At 55.6% G+C, this 13,245-nt stretch carries 11 protein-coding genes and 2 pseudogenes; 5 read left to right on the forward strand and 8 right to left on the reverse strand.

Translation table 11 applies throughout. From position 1 onward, the window contains the following. Positions 1 to 3: 3 nt before the first annotated feature. From ACYASS_RS19605 to ACYASS_RS19620, 4 genes are all read right to left on the reverse strand, one after another. Positions 4 to 1,131 carry an enolase C-terminal domain-like protein gene (locus tag ACYASS_RS19605; RefSeq protein WP_463587347.1) on the reverse strand — a complete coding sequence of 376 codons (1,128 nt, stop codon included), beginning with the start codon at positions 1,129 to 1,131 and terminating at the stop codon, positions 4 to 6. Positions 1,132 to 1,216: 85 nt separating this feature from the next. Then, complete coding sequence (locus ACYASS_RS19610) at positions 1,217 to 1,993, reverse strand: amino acid ABC transporter ATP-binding protein (protein WP_463587348.1); 777 nt, start codon at positions 1,991 to 1,993, stop codon at positions 1,217 to 1,219. After that, entirely contained in the window at positions 1,993 to 2,655 is a 663-nt protein-coding gene (locus tag ACYASS_RS19615; protein ID WP_463587349.1) for an amino acid ABC transporter permease, read from the reverse strand. Before ACYASS_RS19615 ends, ACYASS_RS19610 begins: the two co-directional genes overlap by 1 nt. 59 nt (positions 2,656 to 2,714) lie before the next feature. Continuing rightward, on the reverse strand, positions 2,715 to 3,548 hold the full coding sequence (locus ACYASS_RS19620; protein WP_463587350.1) for a transporter substrate-binding domain-containing protein: 834 nt from the start codon (positions 3,546 to 3,548) through the stop codon (positions 2,715 to 2,717). Between the two features lie 367 nt (positions 3,549 to 3,915). Here ACYASS_RS19620 and ACYASS_RS19625 point away from each other — a divergent pair, with 367 nt between their 5' ends. Further along, complete coding sequence (locus ACYASS_RS19625; RefSeq protein ID WP_463587351.1) at positions 3,916 to 4,812, forward strand: LysR substrate-binding domain-containing protein; 897 nt, start codon at positions 3,916 to 3,918, stop codon at positions 4,810 to 4,812. 9 nt (positions 4,813 to 4,821) lie between these two features. Here the strand turns inward: ACYASS_RS19625 and ACYASS_RS19630 are convergent, their stop codons facing one another. Continuing rightward, positions 4,822 to 5,901, reverse strand: coding sequence for a polyamine ABC transporter substrate-binding protein (locus ACYASS_RS19630; RefSeq protein ID WP_463587352.1), 1,080 nt, complete (start codon positions 5,899 to 5,901; stop codon positions 4,822 to 4,824). Between the two features lie 204 nt (positions 5,902 to 6,105). On the opposite strand from ACYASS_RS19630, the gene ACYASS_RS19635 reads away from it, so the two are divergent. Beyond that, a complete protein-coding gene (locus tag ACYASS_RS19635; RefSeq protein WP_463587353.1) occupies positions 6,106 to 6,324 on the forward strand; it encodes a hypothetical protein in 219 nt (72 codons plus the stop codon). Positions 6,325 to 6,477: 153 nt separating this feature from the next. Here ACYASS_RS19635 and ACYASS_RS19640 read toward each other — a convergent pair whose 3' ends face one another. Both ACYASS_RS19640 and ACYASS_RS19645 read right to left on the reverse strand, forming a co-directional pair. After that, positions 6,478 to 7,719, reverse strand: coding sequence for a PrpF domain-containing protein (locus tag ACYASS_RS19640; RefSeq protein WP_463587354.1), 1,242 nt, complete (start codon positions 7,717 to 7,719; stop codon positions 6,478 to 6,480). A 375-nt stretch (positions 7,720 to 8,094) separates the two neighbouring features. Beyond that, positions 8,095 to 9,102, reverse strand: coding sequence for an NAD(P)-dependent oxidoreductase (locus ACYASS_RS19645; RefSeq protein ID WP_463587355.1), 1,008 nt, complete (start codon positions 9,100 to 9,102; stop codon positions 8,095 to 8,097). 181 nt (positions 9,103 to 9,283) lie between these two features. On the opposite strand from ACYASS_RS19645, the pseudogene ACYASS_RS19650 reads away from it, so the two are divergent. Beyond that, positions 9,284 to 9,964 (forward strand): annotated as a pseudogene (locus ACYASS_RS19650) (S24 family peptidase). A gap of 314 nt (positions 9,965 to 10,278) precedes the next feature. Here the strand turns inward: ACYASS_RS19650 and ACYASS_RS19655 are convergent. Then, positions 10,279 to 10,536 carry a DUF1652 domain-containing protein gene (locus ACYASS_RS19655; RefSeq protein WP_463587356.1) on the reverse strand — a complete coding sequence of 86 codons (258 nt, stop codon included), beginning with the start codon at positions 10,534 to 10,536 and terminating at the stop codon, positions 10,279 to 10,281. A gap of 869 nt (positions 10,537 to 11,405) precedes the next feature. Between ACYASS_RS19655 and ACYASS_RS19660 the strand changes: the two are divergent. Further along, a pseudogene (locus tag ACYASS_RS19660) lies at positions 11,406 to 11,558 on the forward strand (integrase); the annotation flags it as partial. Between the two features lie 661 nt (positions 11,559 to 12,219). Beyond that, positions 12,220 to 12,975: a class I SAM-dependent methyltransferase gene (locus ACYASS_RS19665; protein WP_463587357.1), complete on the forward strand. Its 756-nt coding sequence runs from the start codon at positions 12,220 to 12,222 to the stop codon at positions 12,973 to 12,975. Positions 12,976 to 13,245: the final 270 nt, after the last annotated feature.

Consider the following 13,245-nt stretch of genomic DNA (forward strand, 5'->3'; position numbering starts at 1 on the left):
CACTCATCGTTCAGCCAGAATGCGCGCATTGCCACGCAGCGAGGCTTCACTGACAGAGATACCAAGGCCCGGTCCGGTCGGCACAATCACAGCACCATCACGGTTGGGGATGCGCTCCTCCAACACGTCTTCGGTCAGCACGTGATGCGGCATGTAGAACTCACAACCCAACGACATGCCCGGCGTTGCCGCAATGAACTGGGTTCCTGCGGCCAGCGCTACACCGCCCTCCCACAACGTGCCGCCGTAGGCCGGGATATGCACCGTGTCGGCGATGGCCATGATCCCCTGCGCCTTGAGAATGCCACCGGCTTTCATCAGCTTGACCGAGATCGCATCGGCCGCGCCGAGACGGATGATTTCCATCAGATCACGGGCGTCAAAACAGCTCTCATCGGCCAGAATCGGCGTGTCCAGCGCATCGGCAAAAGACGCCATTGCCGCCAGGCAATTACGCGGGACCGGCTGCTCGATGAAGGTCGGGCGGAACTGGTCGACGTCTCGCAGAATGCTGATTGCGCCAAAGGGTGCAAGCGCCTGGTTGTAGTCGAGTCGCAAATCAATCGAGTTGCCGAACTCGCTGCGCATGGCCTCTAAATGGGCCATGTCCTCGGTGTGGGGTTTAACCCCGGTTTTGACCTTGAAGATGCGATTGCCTGCCGGAACCATCGCCCGCATCCGCTCCATGTCCGCTTCAAAGTCCGGATCGGCAATCGAAAACGAGAGCGGAATACTGTCGCGTACTCTGCCGCCCAGCAGATCGGCAATGGATAACCCGCAGGATTTGCCGAGGATGTCGAACATCGCGGTCTCGATGGCGAGTTTGGCTTCACCGTGACCTACCAGAGCCGTGTCCATTGCCAAGGTGGTGGCCCGAATCGAGCGGATGTTTGCCCCGATCACCAACGGGCGAAGATAAGTGTCGATCGCGGCGAACGCTCCTTCAGCTGTGCCGGTAAATACCTCCCAGGGCGCAGCCTCTCCCCAGCCGACAATGCCGGAACTTGAAGTCAGTTCCACCAACACACGCTTTACGCTGCCTTTAACGTTGCCCACGCCCTGAAGACGCGCCATTTTTATCGGGCTTTCAATCAAGAAGACCCGAAGTCTTTGAATGCTTTCGTTGGTCATGGTCATGACTCCTCCGCCCGCAGCGCAGCCTGAATGCATCAAGGACTGGGCACGATTAATGTGTATTAAACCGGTCAAGCGCTGTTTAACGGGCGCCGTTACCTTTATGAAAGTGGTTTAGAAAGCTGCGCGTCGCTTCTTCGCGAGGGTTGTCGATCGTTTCGCGTGCAGGACCATCCTCAACCACGTAGCCGTCACGCATGAACACGACTCTATCGGCCACTTCGCGCGCAAAGGCAATCTCGTGCGTCACGATCACCATCGTCATGCCATCGGCCGCCAACTTCTGCATCGTGGCCAATACCTCGCCGACCAATTCAGGGTCCAGGGCTGAAGTGGCTTCATCAAAAAGCATCACTTCAGGTTCCATGGCCAACGCCCGGGCAATAGCCACGCGCTGCATCTGACCACCCGACAAGGTCTTGGGCATTTGCTGCGCACGGTCAGCCAGCCCCACCTTTTCCAACTGCGACATGGCCAGATCACGAGCGACGCTCTTGCTCAGCCGACGCACATGGACGGGGGCCTCCATCACATTTTCCAGCACGCTCATGTGAGGGAAGAGATTGAAATTCTGAAAGACCATGCCGGTGCGCGCACGAAAAGCTGCGAGCTCTTTGGTGCCCGGTGGCCGACGCCCCTGACCGAAAAGGAACGTGGTATCCCCCACGCGGATTTCGCCTGCATCGGGTTCAACCAATAAATTGATCGAACGAAGCAGCGTTGACTTACCCGATCCGGATGGCCCGATCAGCGAGACTACGCCGCCCTCCTCAACCCTGAAGTTGATGTTCTTCAACACTTCCAGCGCACCGAAACTTTTGCGCAACGCAGTGATTTCGATCTTCGGTTTCGTGGACATTATTGGATGGCTCCGTGTTTCTTCTCGCGATAACGCACGATAAGGGTGAGCGGAAACAGGATCACAAAGTAGGCAACGGCCACGGCTGAATAGGTTTCGAGCGGCCGAAAACTGTCATGGGCAATCATCTGCCCCTGATACACCAGATCGGGCACGGCCAACACAGAAACCAGAGAGGTATTTTTGAATTGCATGATCGACTGGTTCATCAGCGCAGGCACCATGCGCCTGATCGCCTGGGGCAAGATGATCCGCCGCATCGTCAGCATCGGAGTCATGCCCAACGCCCCGCCCGCCTCGCGCTGGCCCGCTTCAATGGAGACGATGCCGCCGCGAATGATCTCGGCGTAAAACGCACCGCCGTAACAGGACAAGGCAAGCAGCGACGCGGTGATCGGCGTCATCTCGATACCCGCCAGAATCGGCAGCGCGTAGTAAAACCAGATCAACTGCACCAGCACGGGTGTGCAGCGGAACACTTCAGTGAACATCAGCGCGACGGCGCGCACCGGCGTAAAGCGCGACAGCAAGCCCATCGCCGCCAACAGCCCGATGACCAGCCCTCCCACCACGATCGCGGCGGTAAAGGAAACCGTCAGGCCAAGGCCTTCCAGCAACAGCCAGCGGTATTCCCAGAGCGCGGAGAAATCCCACTCGTACATTTCAAAACCCCATGTCACGTAACCTGATTGAAAAACTGCCCATCAGCAATGAACGGTGATCAGATTTCAAAGCCTTCAGGGAAGTCTTTCTGGGTGACATTAACCAGCTCCATGTTGCGCATGATCGCGTCCTTGATGAAGCCGTTGTCGCGGTGCTCGGTGATCCATGCATCGACGAACTCGCGCCAGGAGGTATCTTCCTCGCGCCGGAAGCCCGCATTGGACGTCGTGGAGTTCAGCGGAGTTGGCACGATCAACTGACCGATCGCCGGGTTCTTCGCGCGCAGGGCAAGCGCGAGCACCATCACCAGACACTGGGCGTCTACACGACCGGATTGCAGGGCCGCCGTCGCATCGCTGGCGGTTTTCAGGCGGGAGACCGTAGCGTTCGGCGCCAGGCGGGTGACGGCGCTATCGTGTGAAGAGCCCGCATCGACACCTATGCGCATCTCAGCGGTATTGAAGTCTTCCCACGTCTTCGCAGTCACCGACTTTTTGGCAATAAAGGTGAACGAGTTCTTGAACACCGGACCCGAGAAGTCGATGACTTTCTGGCGCTCTGGGGTGGGGTTCAACCCAAAGAACACATCAATCTTGCTGGCCTGCAGGTCCAGCACCGAATTGCCCCAGGTGGTTTCCAGAATAGAGAGTTTCACGCCCAGATCATCTGCAAGCTTCTGACAGATGTCGATGTAGAAGCCGCGCCATGGGCCCCCGGTCAGGCTTTTCTGATAGTAAGGCGCGCCATCGGCGATGGAGCCGATACGCAAGACGCCCGACGACTTCACACGCTCCAGCGAACTGGCTGCTTTGGCACTCAGTGAAACCAGCCCCGTCGACGCACTGATGACAGTCGCCCCAAAAAGCTTGGTAAATCTTCTGCGCGTAATCATGAAAACGTTCCTTTTTTCTGGGCCACTTGTGATGTTTTGGACTCATCATCTCGCGAAAATCTGGTTGGCAGTCGAAAAAAGACAGGTGAAGCAAATGTCGATTGGACAACGCACCTGACCGAAACCAGGCGCTGTTCGACTTATTGTTGGCAGATGACTTCTGCTCAGTGCAACACAAGAAAACTGTACTCAAGGTCGCTGTTACCGGACAGCGTAGAATGCTGCATGCCCGGCGTAAGACGAAGCGTCCAAACCAGACGCAGATTCTTACGACATATTGATGACACAAAGCTTTTTACAACTGAAGCCTTGAAAAATGGGGTCGTCATGACTAAAAATCATGGCGCCCTCACTCAGGATCAATGCCATGCGCCGATTTCTACCTTCGCTCTCTGCGCTTCAGGCATTTGAAGCCTCGGCTCGGCATTTGAATTTCACTCGAGCAGCGGAGGATCTGTCCGTGACGCAAAGTGGGGTCAGCCGCCAGATCACCAATCTGGAACAGTTCCTGGGCATGCGCCTGTTCGAGCGCTCGGGTTCGCGCCTGATCCTTACCGATGCAGGCAGCAAGTACGTCCAGGACGTGGTGCCGATGCTTAACCGGCTCGAAGAAGTCTCCATCGATCTGGTCCGCGGGCGCAAAGCGGATGCGTCGCTGATGATTGGTGCCAACCCTACATTCGTCTCGCGCTGGCTAGCGCCGCGACTGGAAAACTTCGTTCAGCAGGCGCCAGAGATCCCCGTCGAGGTTAACCCGATCGAAGCCGACGTTGACTTCAAAACGTGCCGTTTCGATATCGCCATCATGCGCGGCGCGGGTGCGTGGAACGACGCCAGAGCGCTGGAGCTGTTTGCCGAGGAGCTTGTGGTAGTCGCTTCACCCAAGCTGATCAGCGTGGGTGAAAAACGTGATCAGCTGGATTTTTCCACAATACCCACCTTGCAGAACGCAAGCCGACCGAGCCTTTGGCTGCAATGGCTGCGCGCATCGGGATGCGTAGGCACGGGGCTTATTCAGGGCGTACGGTTTTCTCAGAGCGAAATGCTCATCAGCGCGGCGGTCAGTGGCCTGGGCCTTGCAGTCGTGCCCATTCATTACGTCGAACGAGAGCTGCAACGCGGCGAGCTTCATATGCCGTTTGGCAAACCGGTGCGCTCGGGGGAGTCGTATTGGGCGGTCAGCCCCGAGCGCAAATCGCAAAAGCAACATGCGCTGCTTTTCCGCGACTGGCTGATGCAGCAGACGCGGCAGAGTCGAAGCTGATCCAGCGTATCACTGCTCTGCTTTGACTTCCGCCCACACCTGCGACCTGAGCGTTTCGATATCGGCGGGGATGGCCTGGAGTGCGAACAAGGTACTGAGCGTTTCGGCGTCGGGGTAGATTGCGGTGTCGTTGTGAACGGAAGCCTCCACCAGCGCCTCAGCTTTCTCATTGCCATTCGCGTAATGCAGGTAATTGGAAATGCCGCTGATCACCTTGGGGTTAAGCACGTAGTTCATGAAGGCATAGGCCGCTTTTTGATTGGGCGCGTCTGCGGGGATGGCCATCATGTCAAACCACATAGGTGAACCTTCCCGCGGTAGCGCGTAGTTGATTTCTACGCCCTTGCCTGCTTGCTGCGCCTGATGCTGCGCGAGCATGACGTCCCCGGAATACCCTACCGCCACGCAGATCTTGCCGCTGGCCAGATCCGTTATGTAGTCGGTGGAGTTGAAATAGCGAACGTAGGGCCGTACCGCGCGCAAAGCCGCTGTGGCCTTGGGGTAATCCGCAGCGTTTGTGCTGTCGGGAGGAAGGTTCAGATAGTTAAGCGCAATCGGCACAACGCTCGCGGCACTGTCGACCATTGCCACACCGCATTGAGAAAGCTTTTTCAAGTTCTCGGGTTTGAAGATCAAGTCCCAGGAATTCAGGGGCATGTCCTTGCCCAATACCGCTTGGACCTTGGCCGCGTTGTAACCGATACCGGTAGTCCCCCATAGATAAGGGAACGCATACGCATTGCCGGGATCGACGTTTGCCAACGCCTGAAGTAAAACCGGATTAAGGTTCTTCCAGTTGGGCAGTTGGCTCTTGTCCAGTTTCTGCAGATTGCCGCGCTCAATCTGGCGAGCCAGGAAATGACTCGACGGCACCACGATGTCGTAACCGGAGTGTCCCGCTTTCAGCGTGTCATCCAGAGTTTCGTTGCGCTCGTAGGTGTCGTAAGTGGCGGCAATACCCGTTTCTTTCTGGAAATTAGTCAGCGTGTCCGGTGCGAAATAATCCGTCCAGTTGAAAATCTTCACCGTTGGCGCAGCCTGACTCATCGACGTAACCAACATCAGCGGAACGAACGCTTTGGCGAACATCTTGTAGTCCTTGTTAAGTGTGAGAGTCCCACTGCGCGTGGCTGAACCGATGCTAACCGATTGACCTCATGCGGGAGGACAACATTTTAACTATCGCGGGGTGTTAAATAGCAAATACAGGCCTGATGCCGGGGCTCTCCTGCTTCTATTGGAGTTACAGTAGGGTTTTTATAAGCTGATCAATCGCGAAGGTAAGCTGAGCAGATGGCCGAATGGGAACGTAACAGATGGACGAAAAGGACTCAGAACTGGGCATTATTGATTGGCCTGCTGATCATCGGTTTTTTCATTGATGGACCATGGCCCGACAGCGACTCATCGAACCGCAAGCGAGTATTCAGCCCAGGTTTCATATCGCTGTGCGTGGTCGTGGCGACGCTTGAACTGGTGATCTTGAACGGGATGTATGGCGAGGGTCGCTAACGGATAGGGGCTTACCAGAAGAAGTGAAGACATTTGCCGTTTTCATTCACGTTTTTTTCACGCCCTGCCCCGTATGGTTAACCCAGCTCCTTCATGACTTTAAGCCCGTTGATCCCCATCGCGGGCTTTTCTTTTGCCTGAAATTCGGCTCTTTCAGCCCGGAATAACACGCTCCAGTGCCTCAATCAGCTGTGCGGAAGCTCTGTACAAGGGTGCGTGCCCGCGCATCAGTATTTGCGCGCTGCGACGGTAGGCAGCAGCCTTGACTTCGATATGGCTGCCTTCAGTTCTCACACTGACGGTGGTATCCAGTTTGCCCGCCGGATTCTCGATGCTCACCTCGATATCTGAAAACGAGGCAACAGGCTCAGCGATACCCACCGCAACCTTATGAGCAACCGTCCCCGGCAACAGACACGCAGCGGCAAGACAGCAGCCGCCTGAAACAGCCATCGACGCATGCCCCGTTTGCGGCGTGAAATAACGCACCGCAATATTGCCTCCCTGACGCGGAGCACCCACGATACAGACCTTGGGTATGGTCTCGCTTCGCTCCAGATCTGCAAGGCTCATAAGCTCACCATCGCGGCGGCGCAGGCGCATCTTGAGCCCTGCCTCAATCCAGACTTGCCTTAGCTGTGTCATGAACGTCAGGTCAGCTTCAAGCTCCGAAACGGGCTCATGACCGGTCTTGCCAAAACCCGCCGCATCGGCGATCACCATCGGCACCGCCACATCGACACACGAAACATCGTGTCCGGCGACCGTGTCGAGAACATTTCCAGTGGGCAAGAACGCGCCAGTCTTGTTCCCTACGGGCGACTGCAGAAACAGATCGACACTTGGGAACGCGCCCTGAACGCCCGGAATTTCAGCATTGATGAAACTCCCTTGCTCATCGCGATACATCCGCGCAAGCGTCACGACGCCAGTGTTGGTGTTCTTGATTGGTACTTCAAAGGTCCCGCTGGCAGGTGCCGGTATAAACCCTGTATCAAGGGCCCATAGCGGCAACGCAGAAGACATGTTGCCGCAGTTCACACTCCAGTCGATAGCGCTATGATCGCTGGCCAGTTGAGCGAGCGTGCTGACGATCTGTGGCCCTGCCGACGTTTCTTCGATCCGGGCCAGGAATACTTTATTGCTAGTGGCCGGGCCTCTGCCGAGGCCGGTGATCTGGCGATTACCTGGCTGATCGCCTGACAGTGGAACGCCCATCAGATGACGCAGCAACTCTGCACGCAGCCCTTCATCGCGGGGCAACAAAGGCTCCCAAATCACTACGCCAGTCGAGGTACCACCGCGCATATAGTGCACAGGCAGCTCCACCACGCCACATTGAAGGCGACTTCGAAGCGTGAACTGACTGGAAGATGAGGATCGGGATTCGTGCATGGAGTACTCCATCGCTATCGGTGCGTAGGCTGGATTATTTGGCCTTGCCAGATGCTTACCAGGGAGAGCGCATCCTACAGACTTGTACACCTGAAAATCGAGGTTCTCCCGACGACCCAGACTGCTTTACAGAGTGAGTTGAGTTGTCCTGGCCGCCGGGGGAACGCGCACACTTTAATCAGAAACACCGCCTCTGCCTTTAAGACAAATCTGAATAATGCTCCGCGCTGAAGGTCTCGCGGCATACATTTGACTGGTAGGAGCTGCCGAAGGCTGCGATGGCGGTGTGTCAGGGTAAATGCTTCGCAGCCCTCCATAGTTAGCGGTATACGCTCAAAAACTCCGGCCTTCCTAGTTTTTTAGCGTCGCACTGACTCATTCCGATTGCAGTTCGCGCAACTCACCGCCCTCTCGCTGCAAACGTTGCAGATACGTTTTGGCGTCGAGAATCTGATAAGGGAAGTACAGACCTGGCGGAGTTCGTGTCTGGCCGTCCAGCCCGAGCAGTCGCTCAAGAATCATTGCCACACTAAGCCCTGTCAGCACAGCAGCGCCTGCCGGATGCACAACGGCATGACGCGTGCGCAGTGGCTTGCCCTTCAGATCCTCGCCAGCGAGTTCAATGATGATCTCCGTCGACATCGCCCCCCCCTGACGACGGGTCGAGCTTACGCCAGTCGCCAGGTTGAACTGCACGTTGGGCGCCCCCGTTGCAGTCGCCAGGCCCACGACATCGATTGAAGAAAATCCTGAGGATTCGAAGGACGTACCATCCACAGCGTTGAAGCTGGCCTTTGCATCATCCCCTTCACGCCAGACATACACACCTTTGCGGCGAGTCAGCGCAGCGGGCAACATCCTGTTCAAGTGTTCAAAATCGGTGGCAACGGTCGGCCCGCCAGCGTCCTGCTCATCGACCAGCGCGTTGATGCATATCTCGTCCACCCGGCCAAATGACCGGGCGACTTCAAGCGTAGGCACGGTCGTGGCACCGACCAGCCATTCGTAACCGAGAACGATGGGCGCAGCATTAGGCGTGTGCATGTAGGCGGCTATTTCCGGTGCAATCTCGAAGATGCCTGAAGAGATACTGAGGTGCGGCACGCCACGCTTCTGCGCATAACGCAGCCCGGCAAGCGAGTGATCCATGTAAAACACCACCACGGCGCTGACCTGACGGTCGCCGAGCCCGAGGTCCTCTGCACCGGAATCAATCTGCACGCCCTGCGCGCCACCGATCTGCTCCGCTGCTTGCTGAGCTTTGCCAAGGTCTCGGCCGCCGATCAGCAGCGGGATATCGGGATGGGCCGTGCGCAATGCCTGCGCGGCGCGATGGCCAATAGCGCCAGAGCCGCCCATGAACAAAATAGGATTGAGTGACATCATCGGTTCTCCTTTAAGGGTTTACCTACCATTCGTAGATAGCCTAGCAAGAACCTTATTCGTCGTAACCTACCATTGGTAGGTTTAGTGGTTTCGAACATTTCCAAGTCGAGCAGCCAAATATAAGAGCGGTATCGGGCAGCTCAAGCACACCGATGTCCCGTTTCGCGGATAGGGCTTTGTGAATGGCTGGAGCAGTCGCCCGAAAAAGAACGAGCTGAAGCTCAGCCGAAAGAAAATCGCCGACGGGGCGGGAATGACGCCGGCTGACGTGAACTTGTATTTCAAGGGCATCAATCCCCTGAACACCAAGTTCGCAGCCGTCCTGTCGCGCATGCTCCAAGAGCCAGTGGAGAAATTCAGCAAGCGCCTGGCTGATGAGATCGAGTCACTCACCAGCACTGCGAGACCGATTGCGCCCCAGTCATCCGCGGACATCGTTCAGCAGATGCTGGCAAAGCATGGGAAGAACCTGTCAGACGACGCTCGGCAAAAGATCGCTGACGCAGCCGAGGAAGTGGCTTCCAGCACCAACGGCTCGAACGTCATTACCGTCTGGGAAAATACCTACGACTTGACCATCCAGTTGCATAGCCTCTGACCGACCATTTCCATCTCAAGATGATTACCGGCTGGGGTCAGTCGATGGCTCCGAGGACTAAGGACCGCGCCCCCCTGCTGGTTGACGCTGCAATCAGGGAGTTCACGGGCGACGGTATCTACCTCTTCTCCCACGACAAATGCTGTACGTGAAGCGCCTGCAGAAGAAAGGCAAGGATCGCTTGACCCAGAGGACATCCGGGTCGACGATACCCACCCCTTGGGTCGGGTGCTGTATGTGTGGAATGGCCAGCCCGTGTGAACCAGCGCTACGCGCGGATATCGAGTCGTAGCAAAAGGGAGAAATTGGCATTGCGTGCAGACATCGGAGATGTTTTTGAGCTGCTAAGGATTCTGGACCTTTGGGATTGGTGGAAGGATGCCAGGAGCGCACCTGAAGGGACCCGCCTCTATCGCTGGAGATACCTTGTTCAGGGTTTAGTCCTGCTCGTCGGGGTGCCTTTGGTCCTCGCCCTCCCATTATGGGTAATGTTTCTGTTTTTGAAGCCATGAGTTTGGATTATCTGAGGATACGGACTTGTAGGAGCCAGTTTGCCGGGCTTGTTCGTGTCAGCCCTACCCCAATCGCTTCATGGACAGCTCCATCTTACCCATAAGGTCTCTCTGCTCTTTCAGCGAGAGCACCAGCTTGGCGATGGATCTGCTGGTGGAAAGCTCAGACGAAGAGATCACTGCAACATATAGCTCGATATCTCCTGATGCGGGGTCGATGAGCTTCACCGAGAAACTGTCGTTTGCACTGACAACGCATTCGCACTTCGAGGGCAAAAACGCCGTTTCAAGAATTCGCTGGATATCTGGTTTTGAATACATCGTGCGTCCTCTGCTGACCCGATAGTTTCATGAAGAGTAGACAAGCTTGGGCGGATTTGTTGCAGATTTTGGTGCGGCCAAGCCTAGCGCCGAACATTTTCAGCCTGATCTTCACGCTTTTTTCACGAGCGGCCTCGTAATTTGAATGCAGGCACTATCAGGCCTTAGCCCGCTCCCCCATCGCGGGCTTTTTCATGTCTGAGATTTGGCTCTGAGGCAAGCGGAGTGTGCTCGCCAGTGGTGGCAAGGTAGAATCACCTTTCACCTATGGAGGGGATATGAAGAACGTAATTCAGGGATTTTTAGCTGCCGCGCTTGTTCTGGGGATTAGCGTGTTTGGCTGGACTCGCTACGAGACTCAATCTGAGGTCGACGCGGGGGCTGCGTACGCCTTCGCATTGAAAGGCACTCAGCAGAGGTCAAAAGCGAAAGGGCATTAGCGGCGATATCCAAACGCAAAAACAGCTATGAGATTGAGCGGCTAACCAAGCGAGCGACTGAAGCTTTCGACGAAGAAATGAAGGGTATTGAGCAAGAAATTACCAACATGCCGCGGAATCGAGAGCGCGTTCAAGCCATGCTGATTGCAGATTCCCGCGACGTCCAGGTGCCAGGAGTGAACGGCTTGAACCAAGATGTAAGATCCCTGCTTAGAGCCCTATACCCAGAATAATAGGGTATCCCCCGCCAAACGAGGCCCGCCACTAAGTGGGCTTATTTTATGCCTGATCAGAAAGGCACGGACTCCTCTTCTCTCTCCTTGACAGCTTCAATCGGGCGATCTCCAAGCGATATCGGTTCCCACCGTCACCGCGCCATCATGTCTTCGAAGGTCATATCCGGCTCGTCCGTAGCGCATAGAACCCCCATCGCTGCATGTGTACAAAAAGGACGGGAAGAATGGTCAGAAGATCGCGGCGCACGCGACGGAGGAAATGACGAAAAACTACCAGCGCGACCACTCGGAAATCGTCTGGCCTGAAGCGATTCCGGACCTGAATATCAGCGAAATCATCGGATAGTTTTGCGCATCTATTGCGCAGACACAAAAAAGCCGGTTGAGATAACCGGCTTAAGTGTCTGATTTTACTCAGAGAATATGGTCGGGACGGAGTGATTCGAACACTCGACCCCTTGCAGCCCATGCAGCCCATGCAGCCCATGCAGCGGCGAAAAAACACCTAAGCGCATGATATTAAAGGAATAACGCATTTATTCCGGGTGCAAATTACGAGTCATTATAGCGTTTCGCAAACCTTACAAATCAAGGGCTTGGTGGTGGGTTTTGATTGTCTCTGACCTTTTTCGAAGGTTTTGGGCACCACCATGTCAAGGTGACCGTGAGCATTCGCTAAGCTATTGATTATAAAAGGATATAGCCGTTAGCCGCGGCAACCAGAACATCGCGACCCACCCTATGAGAATCAATAACTTACACCTGTATTTTGCTACAGCTTTTCGCCGAATGTGCGGATTAGCAGGTGTAAGACGAACGCGCCATCCATGGGCATGTGGCGCTCATGGAGGGACTGCCCCCCCCCCCCCCGCGTTTTGCCGATTAAATAACCAAACGCTCAACCAACACCGTCTTCCCCTCTGTACCTAGGGATGCATCATGCATTAGGCTGCGTCTTTTCCTACGCAGCCATTCCTCGCCGCCTTAGTACAAATGGAGTTTTCTGGATGGATTCAGCTCCCCCCCCATTCCCCGCCGACGCGTTCGAGATATTGGCTTCAGCTGAGGCAAATCACTGGTGGTTCAGAGCACGAAACAGAGTAATCCTCTGGGCACTGAAAAAGTACGCCGGCAGCTTTAAAAGCTTTCTGGAGATCGGATGTGGTACGGCGTTCGTTCTTGAAGGGGTGGGCAAGGCCTTCCCTTCCGCCGAGTTACACGGTTCTGAATATTTCGAGGAAGGGCTCGTCCACGCCAGGAAACGATTGCCGAACGCCCAGTTCAAGCAGCTCGATGCCACAGCGATGTGTGAAGAGTCGCGCTACGACGTGATTGGCGCATTTGATGTAGTCGAGCACATTGAGGAGGATGAGCTGACGCTGAAGAACCTTGTATCAGCGCTGAAGCCAGGCGGAACGCTCATGGTTTCTGTGCCTCAACATCAATGGCTGTGGTCGCACACCGATGAAATCGCATGCCACGTACGCCGATATTCAAGGTCTGAGATGATTTCGAAGATAAAGGCGACCGGGCTTGACGTGCTCTACGCCACATCCTTTGTAAGCTTGCTCGTCCCGGTCATGTGGCTGTCACGCAAACAGTCTCAGGCGAGACACGATGATGACCCTCAGGCGGAACTCAAGATACCTCGCTGGCTGAATAGCGCCCTTGAAATGGTAATGAAGGTTGAGTTTCTGTTGATCCGGGCAGGTGTCAGTCTTCCTGTGGGCGGGTCACTGATCGTTATCGCAAGAAAGAAATAAAACAGAGCAAGAAAAAAGCCCGCAAACGCGGGCTTTTTTTTCAGTAAATTGGTACGAGCTTCATCCCTCCTCTGGCGTCCTGCCGACTGAAAAACACCCCGATCAACGTGCTACTCGTCACCCCGGCTTGGCCAAAGTCCCGGCGCTCGATCACTGTATATCCATACATACAATGAGCTCACCCACGGCGCGCAGACGAACTGCAACAGCGCCTTACCAAAGCGGATCAGCGCATTGACGACTTGGTGGCTCAAGTAGCAAAGCTACGGC

This window comes from Pseudomonas sp. HP_14, assembly GCF_055283875.1.